The organism is Pseudomonas sp. MWU13-3659 (assembly GCF_023757525.1).
In the GTDB taxonomy this organism is placed as follows: Bacteria; Pseudomonadota; Gammaproteobacteria; order Pseudomonadales; family Pseudomonadaceae; genus Aquipseudomonas; species Aquipseudomonas entomophila_E.
Genome location: NZ_JAMSHW010000005.1, coordinates 60,373 through 76,394, shown reverse-complemented (window position 1 = coordinate 76,394; position 16,022 = coordinate 60,373). Strand labels below are relative to the sequence as shown.

14 protein-coding genes and 1 pseudogene are annotated in these 16,022 nt (G+C 64.7%); 9 read left to right on the top strand and 6 right to left on the bottom strand.

All coding sequences use genetic code 11. The features are described from left to right. Positions 1-6: 6 nt before the first annotated feature. From NGM28_RS08715 to NGM28_RS08700, 4 genes are all read left to right on the top strand, one after another. Positions 7-1,107 carry a uroporphyrinogen-III C-methyltransferase gene (locus NGM28_RS08715; RefSeq protein ID WP_240065439.1) on the top strand — a complete coding sequence of 367 codons (1,101 nt, stop codon included), beginning with the start codon at positions 7-9 and terminating at the stop codon, positions 1,105-1,107. Next, positions 1,104-2,342, top strand: coding sequence for a heme biosynthesis protein HemY (locus NGM28_RS08710; RefSeq protein ID WP_252089779.1), 1,239 nt, complete (start codon positions 1,104-1,106; stop codon positions 2,340-2,342). Before NGM28_RS08715 ends, NGM28_RS08710 begins: the two co-directional genes overlap by 4 nt. Before the next feature lie 907 nt (positions 2,343-3,249). Beyond that, positions 3,250-3,513: a hypothetical protein gene (locus NGM28_RS08705; RefSeq protein WP_252089778.1), complete on the top strand. Its 264-nt coding sequence runs from the start codon at positions 3,250-3,252 to the stop codon at positions 3,511-3,513. Then, complete coding sequence (locus NGM28_RS08700) at positions 3,510-3,758, top strand: DUF3077 domain-containing protein (protein ID WP_252089777.1); 249 nt, start codon at positions 3,510-3,512, stop codon at positions 3,756-3,758. The genes NGM28_RS08705 and NGM28_RS08700 overlap by 4 nt, the downstream gene beginning before the upstream one ends. Before the next feature lie 56 nt (positions 3,759-3,814). Here NGM28_RS08700 and NGM28_RS08695 read toward each other — a convergent pair whose 3' ends face one another. From NGM28_RS08695 to NGM28_RS08680, 4 genes are read right to left on the bottom strand one after another with little or no spacing between them, the layout of a single operon-like run. Next, a complete protein-coding gene (locus NGM28_RS08695; RefSeq protein ID WP_240065443.1) occupies positions 3,815-4,558 on the bottom strand; it encodes a penicillin-binding protein activator LpoB in 744 nt (247 codons plus the stop codon). A gap of 3 nt (positions 4,559-4,561) precedes the next feature. Beyond that, on the bottom strand, positions 4,562-5,149 hold the full coding sequence (lpoB, locus tag NGM28_RS08690) for a penicillin-binding protein activator LpoB (RefSeq protein ID WP_240065444.1): 588 nt from the start codon (positions 5,147-5,149) through the stop codon (positions 4,562-4,564). 21 nt (positions 5,150-5,170) lie between these two features. After that, on the bottom strand, positions 5,171-5,539 hold the full coding sequence (locus tag NGM28_RS08685; RefSeq protein ID WP_240065445.1) for a YcfL family putative periplasmic lipoprotein: 369 nt from the start codon (positions 5,537-5,539) through the stop codon (positions 5,171-5,173). Between the two features lie 14 nt (positions 5,540-5,553). Further along, positions 5,554-6,945, bottom strand: a complete 1,392-nt coding sequence (locus tag NGM28_RS08680; protein ID WP_252089776.1) for a COG3014 family protein — start codon at positions 6,943-6,945, stop codon at positions 5,554-5,556. A gap of 277 nt (positions 6,946-7,222) precedes the next feature. Here NGM28_RS08680 and NGM28_RS08675 point away from each other — a divergent pair, with 277 nt between their 5' ends. Next, complete coding sequence (locus NGM28_RS08675; RefSeq protein ID WP_252089775.1) at positions 7,223-9,154, top strand: cytochrome c/FTR1 family iron permease; 1,932 nt, start codon at positions 7,223-7,225, stop codon at positions 9,152-9,154. A 138-nt stretch (positions 9,155-9,292) separates the two neighbouring features. Beyond that, on the top strand, positions 9,293-9,745 hold the full coding sequence (locus NGM28_RS08670) for a YaiI/YqxD family protein (RefSeq protein ID WP_240065448.1): 453 nt from the start codon (positions 9,293-9,295) through the stop codon (positions 9,743-9,745). A 78-nt stretch (positions 9,746-9,823) separates the two neighbouring features. Here the strand turns inward: NGM28_RS08670 and elbB are convergent, their stop codons facing one another. Beyond that, complete coding sequence (elbB, locus tag NGM28_RS08665; protein WP_240065449.1) at positions 9,824-10,492, bottom strand: isoprenoid biosynthesis glyoxalase ElbB; 669 nt, start codon at positions 10,490-10,492, stop codon at positions 9,824-9,826. 257 nt (positions 10,493-10,749) lie between these two features. Between elbB and NGM28_RS08660 the strand changes: the two are divergent. Beyond that, positions 10,750-11,376 (top strand): annotated as a pseudogene (locus tag NGM28_RS08660) (sterol desaturase family protein); the annotation flags it as partial. 501 nt (positions 11,377-11,877) lie between these two features. On the opposite strand, the gene NGM28_RS08655 reads toward NGM28_RS08660, so the two are convergent. Then, positions 11,878-12,522 carry a DedA family protein gene (locus tag NGM28_RS08655; protein ID WP_240065450.1) on the bottom strand — a complete coding sequence of 215 codons (645 nt, stop codon included), beginning with the start codon at positions 12,520-12,522 and terminating at the stop codon, positions 11,878-11,880. A 208-nt stretch (positions 12,523-12,730) separates the two neighbouring features. Here NGM28_RS08655 and hemB point away from each other — a divergent pair, with 208 nt between their 5' ends. Then, positions 12,731-13,741, top strand: coding sequence for a porphobilinogen synthase (gene hemB, locus NGM28_RS08650; RefSeq protein WP_011536312.1), 1,011 nt, complete (start codon positions 12,731-12,733; stop codon positions 13,739-13,741). A gap of 19 nt (positions 13,742-13,760) precedes the next feature. Further along, the gene (gene ppk1 / locus NGM28_RS08645; protein ID WP_240065451.1) at positions 13,761-15,992 is read left to right on the top strand and encodes a polyphosphate kinase 1; all 2,232 of its coding nucleotides are present in this window, start codon (positions 13,761-13,763) and stop codon (positions 15,990-15,992) included. The last annotated feature ends 30 nt before the right edge of the window (positions 15,993-16,022 follow it).

Here is a 16,022-nt window from a genome sequence, read left to right as displayed (position 1 = left end):
GGATACGTGAGCGAAACTGTCTTGTCCAACACGGAACAACCCTTGGCGCCAGACGCGCCGCAAACTACCACTGCCACGCCCGCCCGACGCTCCGGCAACGGCTTGGCACTGCTGGCCCTGTTGCTGGGCGCCGCCGGAGTCGCCGTAGGCGGCTGGGGTGTCTTGCAGGTGCGCCAGTTGCAGGGCAGCGAGCAAGGGCAGGGCGAGCACCTGCAGGCGCTCACCCAACGGGCCGACGCGTTGCAGCAACGCGAGCAGCAGCTGACCGCGCAACTGGCCAGCCTGCCGGCTGCCGGCGAACTGGAAGACCGCCGCCGCCTGGTGGCGCAGTTGCAGGGCGACCAGCAGCGCCTGAGCCAGCGGTTGGAAACCGTGCTTGGCGAGAGCCGCAAGGAATGGCGCCTGGCCGAGGCCGAGCACCTGCTGCGCCTGGCCACGCTGCGCCTGTCGGCGTTGCAGGACGTTACCAGCGCCAAGGCCCTGGTCGAAGGTGCCGACGAGATCCTGCGCGAGCAGAGCGACCCGGGCGCCTTCGCGGCACGCGAGCAGCTGGCGCGCAGCCTGGCCACGCTCAACAGCACCCAGCAGCCCGACCGTACCGGCCTCTTCCTCAAGCTCGCCGCCCAGCGTGAGCTGGTGCAGCAGCTCAGCGCACAGTCACCGGAATTCGCCGCCAACGCCGATGCCATGGGCGCCCTGACCGCCGACGGCGACGGCGCCAGCCGCTGGTCACAGTGGTGGGCCGAGATTTCCAAGTACTTCCAGATCGAGTTCAACGCTGACGACAATGTGCGCCCGCTGCTCTCCGGGCAGTCGCTGAATCAACTGCGCCTGGCCCTCAGCCTGACCATCGAGCAGGCCCAGTGGGCGGCGCTCAATGGCCAGGAAAAGGTCTACAACCAGGCGCTGGATGACGCCCGCAGCGTGCTGCTGGCCAACTTCAACCCGGACAACCCGCAAAGCAAGGCCATGCTCGACAGCTTCAACCAGCTCGCCGAGCAGCCGGTCTCGGTCGTGACCCCTGACCTGAGCGAGAGCCTGGCGGCGGTACAGGCGTATATCCAGCGCCGCCACCTGCCGGCCCCCACCGAAGGGGCCAAGCCATGAAGCGTGCCTACCTGCTGGCGGTGCTGGCGATCGTGATCGCCGCGGCGCTGGGCATCGCCATTGCCAAGCACAGCGGCTACGTGCTGATCTCATACGGTAGTTTCCGTTATCAGTCGGGCCTGTGGGCGGCGCTGGGCGCGCTGGTCGGCATCGTCTTGCTGTTGCTGGTGCTGCGCTATTTGATTGGGTTGGTGCTGACCTCCACTGGCGTGGTCAACCCCTGGTCGCGCCGCAACCGTGTCCGCCGCGACCGAATCGCCATCGAGCAAGGCCAGCTGGACCTGGCCGAAGGCCGCTGGAGCAGCGCCCAGCGCCATCTGCAGCGGGCCGCCGAGTCCGCCCGCCAGCCGTTGCTCTATTACCTCGGCGCCGCGCGTGCAGCCAACGAGCTGGGGCGCGTCGAAGACCGCGACAACCTGTTGGAGCGTGCCCTGGAGCGCCAGCCCCAGGCCGAGCTTGCCATTGCCCTGGCTCATGCCCAGTTGCAGATGGACCGTGGCGAAAGCGAAGGCGCCCTGGAGGCCCTGCTGGCCATGCAAGAGCGCTACCCGAACAACGCCCAGGTGCTGCGCCTGCTGCAGCGCCTGCACCTGGAGCGCGGTGACTGGTCGGCGGTGATCCGCCTGCTGCCTGACCTGCGCAAGCACAAGGTGCTGCCGGCCAATGAACTGGCTGACCTCGAGCAGCGAGCATGGGGCCAGAACCTGGGCCTGGCGGCGACCCGCGGTGAAGATCCGCAGGCGGCGCGCCAGGCGCTGGAGCGTGCCTGGCAGCAGCTGACCGCTGCCCAGCGCCAGGAGCCCCAACTGGTGTTGGCCTATGCCGAGCAGTTGCGCCAGGTGGGCGCGCAGGGTGAGGCCGAGCAGGTACTGCGTGGGGCGCTCAAGCGTGCTTATGAAAGCCACCTGGCCCGTTTGTATGGATTGGTGCGAGGTGATGATCCGGCGCGTCAGTTGCAGACAGCCGAAGGCTGGTTGAAAGAGCATCCGCAGGACCCGAGCCTGCTGCTTACCCTGGGTCGTTTGAGCTTGCAGAACCGCTTGTGGGGCAAGGCCCGGGATTACCTGGAAAGCAGCCTGCGCATGGAACGCAACCCGGAGGCGTGTGCCGAGCTGGCGCGCCTGCTGGCGGGGCTGGGTGAGACCGAGCGCAGCAACCAGCTGTTCCAGGAAGGGTTGGGGCTGCTGGACGAGCGTTTGCTGGCGTTGCCGTTGCCTGAGGGCGTGCGCGCCTGAGTTTGAGAATGCCGGGGCCGCTTTGCGGCCCTTTCGCGGCACAAGGCCGCTCCTACAGGAGACCGCATACCCCTGTAGGAGCGGCCTTGTGCCGCGAAAGGGCTGCAAAGCAGCCCCAGGATCTCGAAGGCAGCAGATTAATGTCGCCCAAGAACAATCCACAGGGATGTTTGTGCTGCCTTGTGCCGTACGACTTTTCCGAATCTGAAACCAAATCCTTCAGCCATTCTTGGCTTCGGAAGTATCCTACGCGCCTTGCGGAAGCTTCGATGTTGTCGGGGAAATGCCCTAGGCATAACGTCTTCGGGTCGCTTTCGGGCGACCGGGATTGAGACCCCTGGATCAATAGATGCCACTCCATGGCAGCCGCACGCGGGCAGGCTTCGGCCTGGTCGGGTTTCCTATTGGCCCGGGTCTCACCCCCGCGTGTTGCTGCCACCATTTCCGTGAAATGAATAGGCCCCTACAGGAGACCGCATTCCCCTGTAGGAGCGGCCTTGTGCCGCGAAAGGGCTGCAAAGCAGCCCCAGGGTCGCGAAGACAGCAGACAAATGTCGGCCAAGAACAAACCACAGGGATGGTGGTGGTGCCTTGTGCCGTGCGACTTTTCCGAATCTGAAACCAAATCCTTCAGCCATTCTTAGCTTCGGAAGTATCCTACGCGCCTTGCGGAAGCTTCGATGTTGTCGGGGAAATGCCCCAGGCATAACGTCCTCAGGTCGCTTTTGGGCGACCGGGCGTGAGACACCCGGAAATGTAGTTGCACCGCTTATGGCGGTCATGCGCGGACAGGCTTCGGCCTGGCCGGGTTGCCTACGTTCCCGGGTCTCACACCGCGTATGACTGCCACCCTAATCCGTGAGACGAAAAGGAAGGCAGTTCCTGACACCATCGTAGGAGCTCCATCATGAACAAACTCGTCCCCGATCCACCTTCCACCCCATTGATTCCCTTCGAACCCCCACCCCTCGCGCTGCAATCCCCGCTCGGCATCAACGAATGCCACAGCATGCTCCACACCCTGAGCCTGATCATGCACGAAACCGTGAACGTCTTCCTCGACAGCCAGCCCGGCCGTGCGCGCGATGCGATGGGCATGAACATCCGCCTGCTGTGCCGCTTCATGACGGTATTGCACGACCAGACGATGACAGAGGGAGCAAGGCCATGACCGACGTGCAGATTGCTACCCAGACGGCCGGCAAGGCGACCTTCGACCTGTTCCAGATGCGCCCCGGCGTGCCCTTCGATCACGCCTTTTCCCAGCTGTCGGTCCTGCTCGGTTGCATCCGCCACCTGACCACCGAAGCGGAAATGGAAAACGACCGCATGGCCGGGAGCGCGGCGCGGATCCTCAGCGAGCTGGCCAAGGCGCTGATCGATGACATGGAGTTGGGAATGAATCGGGCGCCATGAGCATTTGAGCCCGCTTGAATGAAAACGCCCGGTGGATCACCGGGCGTTTTCAAGTATTACCGCAAGATTTGCGCCGGCTCATCCGGCGGCAGGTTGTCCTGCCCCCGCGGCTGCCGGGCTTGCCCCGGCACCGAGCCACCCAGCTGTTCAGCCAGCTGCTGCGCCACATCTTCCCCCAGCGCCTTCGACACGTCGCGCACCACCCGCGGGCGGTTCAGCGTCACGCTGCGGTCGCGGCTCTTCACCAGCTTGGTGTCCTGCCCTTCACCCATGGCGGTGAACGCCGAGGTGATCTCGTAGGTGCGGGTGTTGATCAGGCTGAAGTCGGCGACCACCGTCAGGCCCAGCACCGCCGAGTAGCTGTCGGTGTGGTCCAGGGCGTTGATGTCTTCCTGGAAGTCGATGTCCGACAGGGTGCCGAACAGCACGTAGTCGGCACCCTGGAACGCACCGTTCTTGATGCGGCGGATCACGTCGTACACGTCTTCCTCGGAACCGGCGGTGTAAGGCTTGCCCTGGACCAGCTGGAACATACCGGTCTTGAGGATCTCACCCTTGATGTCGCCACCGAACTTGCGCACTTCGGTCTGCTCGATGTAGCTGTTGAGGCTCTCGTACTCGCTGTAGCTGGACTGGCCGCTGGCGCTGTACAGGCTCGACTGGTGGCTGTTCTGCGCCTCGACGGTGTGGATGTACTCCTCCACCCGCTCCTGGTAGGCCAGGTCGGTCACCGCCACCTTGGGGGCCGCCTGGGCGCCGAACGCCCAGGCCAGGCCGATGATGGTCATCCATGCACGCATCGATCAGCGCTCCGTGGTCTTGCGGATTTCTTTCTCGTCCATCCACTCGGCCAGGCCGCTTTCCACGTCGATCAGCTGCAGGCTGAACTTGTAGAACACGTCCTTGTAATCGCTGCTGCGCTTGACGATCGAGCTGATCGAACCTTCCAGGCGGTACTTGGCGGCGATCATGTTGCCGGTCTTGGCCACGCTGTTCTTCTTGTACAGGCCGCTCTGGTTCTGCAGCTTGAGCTGGTCGACCTGGCTCTGCATCTCGGTGTTGTCGCTGGCGAAGCGGGCTGCGCCAGACTTCATCAGCTGGGTCTTGATCGAGGTGGTGATCTCGCGGGTATCGATGTACTCGCTGGTCTTGTTCTTCACGTCGTACACCTGCACCACCGGGCGGCCGTGCAGCACGCCGGACTGGGCCAGGGAGCGGGTCATGCTCTCGGCGATCATCTGCAGGTCGGTGGAGCCGAACTCGTTGGTGATCAGCTCGACGGCCTTGCTGTCGCCGTAGTTGATGTTCTTGCTGCCCAGAACCGGGGAAGGGCTGCTGCAGCCGCTGACCAGGGCGATGGCGACGGCGGCGAGGGAAAGGCGTGCAAACATGGGAAAAGCTCCTGAAAGGGGTTACCGGGTGTGGACTTCGAGGCGGAAGTCGGTGGCCTTGGGCGTCGGGGCGATGGCGGGCAGGAACTTGGCCTGCTTGCCGTACAGCGGCAGGGTCTTCCAGGACTCTTCGTCAGCCACCGGGAAGCCGTCGTTGCCCAGCCAGGCAAAGCGGTAGTACAGGGTCTGGTTGCTGCGGCCGGTGTTGTTCAGCGCCACATTGACGGTGAGGAAACCCTTCTCGCGGGCGACCCGCATCTGGCCGACCTCGATGTTGTCCAGCTGGCCCATGGTCACCACCTTGCTGGCGGCGCTGCCCGGGGCAGGGGGCGGGGTGGCACAGCCGGCCAGGAGGGCGACGGCGGCCAGGGCGAGGCATGTTCTGCGCATGATCGATCCTTGACTTACTTGAGGCTGGCCACGGCTTGCGCCGAGGCCTGTGGGGCGACTTCGACGGCCGGGCCGCCGGCGAACACGCGGTTGCCGACCACACGCAGGCTGACCACCTGGTACGGGCGATCGACCTTCACGGTGACCTGGGTGCCACCGAGGCTCGACGGCAGGCTCAGGTGATGCTCGCCTTGCTTGAGGCGTACCCGGGCGACCTGGGTCTCGTTCGGCAGGGTGCGCCAGGTGCGGGTGTCGGCGCCTTCGAGCACGGTGCCGGCGATACCCACCACCAGGCCAGCCATGGGGTTGGCCTTGTTCAGGTTTTTCTGCGCCACGCCACGGCTGATGGCGCGCACGCTGGTGCGCAGGATGATGCCGGGCATGTCATCGCGCAGGGCGCGGCGCGACATGGCGCTGGTGCTGTTCAACGCGGTCAGGGCCAGGGCCTTGTCATTGAGCTGGATCTCGCTCAGGTGCGCGGTCGAGGTGTCGTCCTTGATGATCGGGAACGACAGCGGTGTGATCACCAGGGCGTTGTCGATCGGCAGCGGCAGGGGGATGCGGATCGAGTCGCGGCTCGGCGCAAGGCCAGTCTGCACCACGATCAGCACGTCGCTCTCGCCAGGTTTGGCGTTGTTCTTGTCGAGGTCGAGCAGGGCCTGCTCCAGCAGCGGGGTCTTCGGCCGCAGCTCGGCGGCCTTGCGGTAGCCTGGCGCGGCCAGGCCTTTCTCGCCCAGGGCTTCATAGACGAAACCGGACAGGTAGTGGCTGAAGGCGCTCTGGTAGCTGTTCTTCAAGCCGACCACGTCAGGGGCGTCGAGGCTGGCGACCGGGTAACCCTGCAGGTCCTTGTACTCGGTCTTGATGCCCTCTTTCTCGGCTTCTTCCTCGCGCTTGAGGTATTCCTTGTCGCGCAGCTCGGCGATGACCGCCTCGCGCTCGTGGGTCTTCTTGATTTCGGTACGGGCACCGTCGAAGTCGTTCTGGGCCAGCAGGTTCAGGGCCATCTGCGTGGTCAGCATGACTTTTTCGTAGTCGTAGCCTTCGTAGCGGCGGACCTTGTCGTTGACCAGGTAGCTGCCGAACTGGCTCAGGTACTTGTCGGTGTCGAGCTTGACCGACTCTTCCCACTGGAACACCACGCTGTCAGCCGCGCGCCAGGCGTCCTGGCTGCCCTTGAGGTCACCCTTGGAGCGCAGCAATTCGCCTTTCTCGAAGTAGTAGAGCAGGTCTTTCTGCTCGCCTTTGTTGTGGCTTTCCAGCAAGGCCAGGGCGGCGTCGACGTTGCCGGCGGCCAGTTGCTGGTTGGTTTCCTGCAGTTCGCTGTCGTAACTGCGCAAGACCGAGCAACCAGTGAGCTGCACGGCGGCGACCAGGGTCGCCAGGGTTAGAGCGCGGGATACCATCGGACTTCTTCTTTCCCTGAAACAGTTGAGCCGCGCAGGCGGGGGCGGCAGATCCCTCTGTTCATCGCCAGAGCCTCTGAATAGAGGCACCTTGATTGCAAATGGCTATTAAGGCGGCGCGGGATTATACCTAAAGCAATAGTAAAATGATGGCCAAATGATTCTTATTTTTCGAGTCATGCCGTCATACGGATGGCAGGCTGTCAGATACGGATGTTGCAAGATTTTTCATGAAATCCGCCGGTGAGCCTTGAGGGAAGGGGAGTGGAAGTGAACAATGTTCTCTTTCGTATTTCCGTCGAGATTGGCCATGATTTCCCGTTCCCGTCTTCTCGCCTTGTTGGTGTGGCCGCTACTGGCCCTGGGCAGCACCCTGGCACTGGCCGAGGCCCCGGCCGATGCGGCCAAGGCCCTGCATTTGCTGGACTACATTGGCGCCGACTATCCGCCGACGGTACGTGACGGCAAGGTGGTGGACACGGGGGAATACCGCGAGCAGCAGGAGTTCAGCGCGCTGCTGGGCGAGCTGGTCAAAGGTTTGCCGGCCAATGCCGAGCGCGCCGGGCTGGAACAGGGCGTGCAGGCGTTGCGCCAGGCCATCGAGCAACGTCAGGACGGCAGCGCCGTTGCCCATCAGGCTCGCCAGTTGGGCGCACGCCTGGCGGTCGCCTACGAAGTCAGCCAGGCCCCGGTGATCACCCCGGACGCGGCCCGTGGCGCGGCGCTGTATGCGCAGAACTGCTCGATCTGCCACGGTGACACCGGGCTGGGCGACGGCCCGGCAGGTGTGGGCCTGGAGCCTGCGCCGGCCAATCTGCGCAACGCCGAACGCCTGGACCAGCTCAGCCTGTTCGACCTCTACAACACCCTCGGCCTGGGCATCGACGGTACCGAAATGCCTTCGTTCGCCGACCAGCTCGACGAACGCCAGCGCTGGGACGTGGCCGCCTATATCGCCAGCTTCACCGCCGATCCGCAGGCGGCCAAGGGCGGCAAGACCTGGAACATCGCCGACCTGGCCCGCCAGACCCCAGCCGAAATCGCGGTCAATGAAGGCGCTGACGCCGTGCCGGCGTTCCGCGCCCAGCGCGCCCAGCCGCCGCAGGTCAAGCGGGGCCCGGCGCAACTGCTCGACTACACCTCCGGCACCCTGGACAAGAGCCTGGCGGCCTACCGCGCCGGTGATCATGACCAAGCCTACGACCTGTCGGTGGCGGCGTACCTGGAAGGCTTCGAGCTGGTGGAAAGCTCGCTCGACAACATCGACACCCAGGTGCGCAAGGACACTGAAAAGTCCCTGATGGCCTACCGTCAGTCGCTGCAGGACGGTCTGCCGTTGGCCCAGGCGGAACAGCGGCTGGCCGAGGCCAAGGTCAAGCTCGCCCAGGCTGCCAAGCTGCTGGGCAGCGATGGCCTGAGCTGGTCGCTGAGCTACATCTCCGGCCTGCTGATCCTGCTGCGCGAGGGCCTGGAAGCAATCCTGGTGCTGGCGGCGATCCTTGCCTTCCTGCGCAACACCGGCCAGCAGTCGGCGGTGCGCAGCGTCAACATCGGCTGGGGCCTGGCGTTGCTCGCCGGTTTCGGTACCTGGGCCCTGGCGGCCTACGTGATCGACGTGGGCGGCGCGCAGCGTGAGCTGCTCGAAGGCTGCACGGCGTTGTTTGCCTCGGTGATGGTGCTGTGGCTGGGGGTGTGGATGCACGACCGCCGCCACGCCGCCGCCTGGCAGAACTACATCAAGAGCAGCCTGGTCAGCGGCGGCGGGCGCTTCGGCTTCGCCTTGCTGGCGTTCTTCTCGGTGTACCGCGAGTTGTTCGAGGTGATCCTGTTCTACGAGACCCTGTGGCTGCAGGCGGGCCCGGCCGGGCACCAGGCGGTGCTGGCCGGTGGCGCCACCGCGCTGGTAGTGCTGGTGGGCCTGGCCTGGGTGATCCTGCGCGGGGCGGCCAAACTGCCGCTGGCGCTGTTCTTCAGCATCAACGCCGGGCTGCTGTGCGCGTTGTCGGTGGTGTTCGCCGGGCATGGCGTCAAGGCGCTGCAGGAGGCCGGCGTGCTGGGCACGCGGCCGGTGGCGTTCTTCGAGTTCGACTGGCTGGGGATTCATGCCGATGCGTATTCGCTAGGGGCCCAGGCGGTGGCGTTGCTGGCGGTGATGTTCCTGTATGGGCGCAGCTGGCTGGCCGAGAAGCGCAGGGCGGCGGCCAACTGAATCGGTGGTGGCCGATTCGCTGGCAAGTCCGGCTCCTACAGGTGCGGCGTTGATCTTGAGGTTGGCGCGGTCGCTGTGGGAGCGGCTTGTGGCTGAACCTGCGACAATGGCCCTTCGCGAAACACAGGAACAACTTAAATGCGTGTATGGATCGATGCCGATGCCTGCCCCAAGGCAGCCAAGGACCTGATCGTCAAGTTCGCCCTTAAGCGCAAGCTGGAGGTGGTGATGGTCGCGGGCCAACCGCAGATCAAGCCGGCCTTCGCCTGCGTGCGGCTGATCGTGGTGCCCAGCGGCATGGACGCGGCCGACGACTACCTGGTGGAAAACGCCGTGCCCGGCGAACTGGTGATCTGCAGCGACGTGCCGCTGGCCGACCGGCTGATCAAGAAGGGCGTGGCGGCACTGGACCCGCGCGGGCGTGAGTTCGACGAGCGCAACATGGGCGAGCGCCTGGCCGTGCGCAACCTGTTCACCGAGTTGCGCGAACAGGGGCAGGTGGGGGGCGGGCAGGCGCCCTATGGCGAGCGGGAGAAGCAGGCGTTCGCCAATGCCCTGGATCGGATCTTGACCCGGCTTTCCAAGGCCTGATTCGGTGGTGGTGCGGTTCGCCGGCAAGCCGGCTCCTACGGGGGCCTCTGTAGGAGCCGGCTTGCCGGCGAAGAGGCCTTACTGGTCACCCTCGTGGGTCAGCTCCAGCACCCGGTCCACCAACTTGTAGATGCCGCTGGCGGCTTCGCTGATCGACTTCGCCTCCATGTACGCCGGGGTCGTCACCAGCTTGCGCTGTACATCCTCGACGATGTCATGCACATCGCACTCTTCATGGGTGCCGCCCATCTTCACCACCGCCGCGCTGGTGCCGGTATCCTTGCCAATGGTGCAGACCACGCCCGGCCCGTAGATCTTCGCCGCCAGCGCGGGCGAGATGCAGATCAGGCCGACCGGCTTGCAGGCATCGGCAAAGGCTTCGGCCAGGGCCAGCACATCGGGGTGCACGGTGCAGTTGGCGCCTTCCACGGCGAAGTTGGAGAGGTTCTTCGCAGCGCCAAAACCACCGGGCACGATCAAGGCATCGAAGTCCTTCGCGTCGGCCTCGCGAATATCCTTCACCTGGCCACGGGCAATGCGCGCCGACTCCACCAGCACATTGCGCGATTCGGGCATCTGTTCACCGGTGAGGTGGTCGATCACATGCATCTGCGCGATGTTCGGGGCAAAGCACTGCACCTTGGCGCCACGCTGGTCCAGGCGCAGCAGGGTGATCACGCTTTCGTGGATTTCGGCGCCGTCGTACACGCCACAGCCGGAAAGAATCACCGCAACTTTTTTCGTCATGCTCAATACTCCAGTGTCGAGGCGCTAAATGTCCTCTAGTTTGGCAGATGTATCCATGGGATTTGCCCCGGAGGCGGCCTAGGCTTTGTGCGAAAAGTGCCTGCGCAACGATCATGCTGCGTTGAAAACAGGCTCGGAATGCTCATTTGCAACCAGCAAACTCCGCATCCTCGCCTGTTTTCGCCTTGCCTGATCGTCGCTCGGCGACTTTTCGTACAAACCCTAATCTTTGTGGATAACCTTGGAGGTGGCCGTTCATGGACCTGATTCTGCTGGCCGTGCCGTTCTTCTTCGTGCTGATCGCGGTGGAACTGGTCGCCGACCGTGCGCGCGGGCAGCACAACTATCGTCTGGCCGACTCGATCAACAGCCTGAGCACCGGGGCGCTGTCGACCAGCACCGGGCTGCTGACCAAGGGCGTGGGGTTGGTCACCTACGCCCTGGCCCTGGAGCACCTGGCGCTGCTGCATTTGAGCGCCGATGCCTGGTGGGTATGGGTATTCGCCTTCGTGCTCTACGATTTCTGTTATTACTGGCTGCACCGCCTCGGCCACGAACGCAACATCCTCTGGGCCGCCCACTCGGTGCATCACCAGAGCGAGGAGTACAACCTCACCACCGCCCTGCGCCAGACCAGCAGCGGCTTCCTGTTCTCGTGGATCTTCTACCTGCCCCTGGCGCTGCTGGGCGTGCCGGTGGTGGTGTTCATCACCGTGGCCTCGCTGAACCTGCTGTACCAGTTTTGGGTGCACACCCGCCATGTGCCCAAGCTGGGCTGGCTGGAGTGGATCTTCATCACGCCGTCCAACCATCGCGTCCACCATGCGCAGAATCCTTTGTACTTGGATCGCAACTACGGTGGTGTGTTCATCCTCTGGGATCGCCTGTTCGGCACCTTCCAGGAAGAAGACGAGCGGGAACCGGTGATCTTCGGCGTGACCACGCCATTGGCCAGCTGGAATCCGCTGTGGGCCAACGTGCAGTTCTACGCGCAGTTGTGGAGCGATGCCCGGCTGACGTCCAGCGGGTGGGACCGGCTGCGTATCTGGTTCATGCCCACCGGCTGGCGCCCGGCCGATGTGGCGGCGGCCCATCCCCAGCCCAAGCAGGACCTGGCGCGCTTTCGCAAGTTCGCCATCCCGCTGGGTGGCAGGCAACAGCTGTATGTCACGCTGCAGTTCGCGGTCTATGTGGCGTTGGGCAGTTACCTGATGGATAACGCCGGGCACATGTCGCCCTCGGCCCTGGTGCTGGGCTGGACGTTGATGGCGTTCGGGCTGTTCGTGCTGGGCGCGGCCCTGGAGGACCGGCCCTGGGCAGGGCGCCTGGACCTGGCGCGCCTGCTGTCGAATGCGCCGGCCCTGTACCTGGCCGGCGCGCTGGGCTTAGTGGTGGTCACGCCCTTGGCTTGGTGGCTGCTCCTGGGTTACAGCCTGCTCAGCCTCGCTGGCCTCGCCTTCTGCCGCCGCGCGGCGTTCGGCGCGGATGTTGCGAAAACGCCGGCGCAGCCACAGCAGCAGGCCCAGCACCAGCAGGCCGCCGAGCACCCATAGCTCGTATTTCTTGATGCTGCCCAGCATGCCTTCGAGGATGGCGCCGAAGTGGTAGGCCGCCAGGCCCAGGGCCAGGGCCCAGACCGCGGCGCCGATGCCGTTGAGCAGCAGGTAGCGGCGCGGCGGATAGCCGGACAGGCCGATGGCCACCGGCATCACCGTGCGCAGGCCGTAGACGAAGCGGAAGCTCAGCACCCAGATGTCGGGGTGGCGGCGGATATGCTCCAGCGCCCGGTCGCCCATGGCCTGCCAGCGCGGCTTGCGGGCGAGGATCTTGCGCCCGTGGCGGCGGCCCATGAAGTACCACAACTGGTCACCGGCATAGCTGCCGCAGAAGGCCACCGCGACCACCAGCTTGATATCCATGTATTCGCGGAACGCAAGAAAGCCCGCGAGTACCAGGATGGTCTCGCCCTCGAAGAACGTGCCGAGAAAAAGGGCAAAGTAGCCGAAATCGTTCAGGAATTGTTGAAGCATTTTCTGGCGTGCTGGCGAAATGAACGCGCAGCCTACCCCTTCGTGGGCGTTCGGGAAAGTGTCCAAATGTGTCTCGACGTGAACATTTCCTACAAGGACAATGACTGCGGCCACAAGTCGCAGGGTTGCCCTTGGGTGTAACACAGGCGTCATAATGGCCGCTTATAACTGTCGCGCTCGCCCGCCTGCGCGGGCTCAGGAGTCTGCCGTGAGCTTTACCCCCGCCAACCGTCTGTTTCCTGCCACCCGCCTGCGTCGCAACCGCCGGGACGAATTCTCCCGTCGCCTGGTTCGCGAAAACACCCTGACCGTCGATGACCTGATTCTTCCGGTATTCGTACTGGACGGCGAGAACCGCCGCGAGGAAGTGCCGTCCATGCCAGGCGTCGAGCGCCTGTCGATCGACCTGCTGCTGGAAGCCGCACAGGGCTGGGTGGAGCTGGGCATTCCAGCGCTGGCGCTGTTCCCGGTGACGCCTACCGAGAAAAAATCCCTCGATGGCGCCGAAGCCTGGAACCCGGACGGCATCGCCCAGCGCGCCACCCGTGCCCTGCGTGCCCGCTTTCCGGAGCTGGGGGTGATCACCGACGTGGCCCTGGACCCGTTCACCACCCATGGCCAGGATGGCATCCTCGATGAAGAGGGCTACGTCCAGAACGACATCACTGTCGATGCCCTGGTGCGCCAGGCCCTGTCCCACGCCGAGGCCGGCGCCCAGGTCGTCGCCCCGTCGGACATGATGGACGGCCGCCTCGGCGCGATCCGCGAAGCCCTGGAAGTGGCCGGGCACGTCAACGTGCGCATCATGGCCTACTCGGCCAAGTACGCCAGCGCCTACTACGGCCCGTTCCGCGACGCGGTGGGCTCGGCGCTGAACCTGGGCAAGGCCAACAAGGCCTCGTACCAGATGGACCCGGCCAACAGCGACGAGGCCCTGCACGAAGTGGCCCTGGACCTCGCCGAAGGCGCTGACATGGTCATGGTCAAGCCAGGCATGCCGTACCTGGACATCGTTCACCGGGTGAAGACCGAGTTCAAGGTGCCGACCTTCGTCTACCAGGTCAGCGGCGAGTACGCCATGCACATGGCGGCAATCCAGAACGGCTGGCTGAGCGAGGCCGTGATCCTCGAATCCCTCACTGCTTTCAAACGGGCAGGCGCTGATGGCATCCTGACCTATTTCGCCGTGCGTGCCGCTCAATTGATGAGAGGGCAGTAACGCCCTCCAGGAACGTCAGATGAATAACGAAGTGCTAACCCCTGTCGAGATCAAGGACGCCCAGGCCGTGCCCGAAGAGCTGGTACAGACCCCGCCCGACCTGCCCGTTGCCCCGGAACCGGTGGTAGAGGCCGCCGCGCCCACCCCGGCGCCGGCGCCGGCGATCGCCGTGCCGAGCCTGGACGACAGCAGCCTGTACATTCATCGCGAGCTCTCGCAGTTGCAGTTCAACATCCGCGTGCTGGAACAGGCGCTGGACGAGTCGTACCCGCTGCTCGAGCGCCTGAAGTTCCTGCTGATCTTCTCCAGCAACCTGGACGAGTTCTTCGAGATCCGCGTGGCGGGCCTGAAGAAACAGATCAACTTCGCCCGCGAACAGGCCGGCGCCGACGGCCTGCAGCCGCACCAGGCACTGGCGCGCATCAGCGAGCTGGTGCACATCGAGGTGGATCGCCAGTACGCGATCCTCAACGATGTGTTGCTGCCAGAGCTGGAGAAACACCAGATTCGCTTCATCCGTCGCCGCTACTGGACGCCCAAGCTCAAGACCTGGGTGCGCCGCTACTTCCGCGATGAGATCGCGCCGATCATCACCCCGATCGGCCTCGACCCGACCCACCCGTTCCCGCTGCTGGTGAACAAGAGCCTCAACTTCATCGTCGAGCTCGAGGGTGTTGACGCCTTCGGCCGCGACTCGGGCCTGGCGATCATCCCGGCGCCGCGCCTGCTGCCACGGGTGATCCGTGTGCCGGAAGAAGTCGGCGGCGCTGGCGACAACTATGTGTTCCTGTCGTCGATGATCCACGCCCACGCCGATGACCTGTTCCAGGGCATGAAGGTCAAGGGCTGCTACCAGTTCCGCCTGACCCGTAACGCCGACCTGGCGCTGGACTCGGAAGAAGTCGACGACCTGGCCCGCGCCCTGCGCGGCGAGCTGTTCTCGCGCCGCTACGGTGATGCCGTGCGCCTCGAGGTGGCCGACACCTGCCCGAAACACCTCTCCGACTACCTGCTCAAGCAGTTCAGCCTGAGCGAGAGCGAGCTGTACCAGGTCAACGGCCCGGTCAACCTGACACGCCTGTTCAGCATCACCGGGCTCGACAGCCACCCGGAGCTGCAGTACACGCCGTTCACCCCGGCGATCCCCAAGCTGCTGCAAAACGCCGACAACATCTTCAGCGTGATCGGCAAGCAGGACGTGCTGCTGATGCACCCGTTCGAGTCGTTCACCCCGGTGATCGACCTGCTGCGCCAGGCCGCCAAGGACCCGCACGTACTCGCGGTGCGCCAGACGCTGTACCGCTCGGGCGCCAACTCGGAGATCGTCGACGCCCTGGTGGATGCGGCGCGTAACGGCAAGGAGGTCACTGCGGTGATCGAGTTGCGCGCGCGCTTCGACGAAGAATCCAACCTGCAGATGGCCAGCCGCCTGCAGGCCGCCGGCGCGGTGGTGATCTACGGCGTGGTGGGCTTCAAGACCCACGCCAAGATGATGCTGATCCTGCGCCGCGAGCAGGGCGAGATCGTGCGTTACGCGCACCTGGGCACCGGCAACTACCACGCCGGCAACGCCCGCCTGTACACCGACTACAGCCTGCTGACCTCCGACGATGCCCTCACCGAGGATGTCGGTCGCCTGTTCAGCCAGCTGATCGGCATGGGCAAGACCCTGCGCATGAAGAAGCTGCTGCACGCGCCCTTCACCCTGAAGAAGGGCATGCTCGACATGATCGCCCGGGAGACCCAGTTCGCCCTGGACGGCAAGCCGGCGCACATCATCGCCAAGTTCAACTCGCTGACCGACGCCAAGATCATCAAGGCGCTGTACAAGGCCAGCCAGTCGGGCGTGCGTATCGACCTGGTGGTGCGGGGCATGTGCTGCCTGCGCCCAGGCATCGCCGGGGTGTCGCACAACATCCATGTGCGCTCGATCATCGGCCGCTTCCTCGAGCACACCCGGGTGTTCTACTTCCTCAACGGTGGCGAGGAGCAGATCTACCTGTCCAGCGCCGACTGGATGGAGCGCAATCTCGACAAGCGCGTCGAGACTTGCTTCCCGGTGGAGGGCAAGAAGTTGCTGCTGCGGGTGAAGAAGGAGCTGGAGGGTTACCTCACCGACAACACCCAGGCCTGGACCCTGCAGCCGGACGGGCGCTACGTGCGCAGCACGCCGACCGGCAACCAGAACCCGCGCAGTGCCCAGGCGACCTTGCTGGAGCGCCTGAGCAACCCGGTGCTCAACGTTCGCTAGTGCCGATGGCGGGTACCGTTGCGCAGCCCT

Coding starts and splice junctions, on each gene's coding strand:
- NGM28_RS08710 (WP_252089779.1), top strand. CDS start 1,104: ATGAAGCGTGCCTACCTGCTGGCGGTGCTGGCGATCGTGATCGCCGCG.
- NGM28_RS08705 (WP_252089778.1), top strand. CDS start 3,250: ATGAACAAACTCGTCCCCGATCCACCTTCCACCCCATTGATTCCCTTC.
- NGM28_RS08700 (WP_252089777.1), top strand. CDS start 3,510: ATGACCGACGTGCAGATTGCTACCCAGACGGCCGGCAAGGCGACCTTC.
- NGM28_RS08695 (WP_240065443.1), bottom strand. CDS start 4,558: ATGCGTGCATGGATGACCATCATCGGCCTGGCCTGGGCGTTCGGCGCC.
- lpoB (WP_240065444.1), bottom strand. CDS start 5,149: ATGTTTGCACGCCTTTCCCTCGCCGCCGTCGCCATCGCCCTGGTCAGC.
- NGM28_RS08685 (WP_240065445.1), bottom strand. CDS start 5,539: ATGCGCAGAACATGCCTCGCCCTGGCCGCCGTCGCCCTCCTGGCCGGC.
- NGM28_RS08680 (WP_252089776.1), bottom strand. CDS start 6,945: ATGGTATCCCGCGCTCTAACCCTGGCGACCCTGGTCGCCGCCGTGCAG.
- NGM28_RS08675 (WP_252089775.1), top strand. CDS start 7,223: ATGTTCTCTTTCGTATTTCCGTCGAGATTGGCCATGATTTCCCGTTCC.
- NGM28_RS08670 (WP_240065448.1), top strand. CDS start 9,293: ATGCGTGTATGGATCGATGCCGATGCCTGCCCCAAGGCAGCCAAGGAC.
- elbB (WP_240065449.1), bottom strand. CDS start 10,492: ATGACGAAAAAAGTTGCGGTGATTCTTTCCGGCTGTGGCGTGTACGAC.
- NGM28_RS08655 (WP_240065450.1), bottom strand. CDS start 12,522: ATGCTTCAACAATTCCTGAACGATTTCGGCTACTTTGCCCTTTTTCTC.
- ppk1 (WP_240065451.1), top strand. CDS start 13,761: ATGAATAACGAAGTGCTAACCCCTGTCGAGATCAAGGACGCCCAGGCC.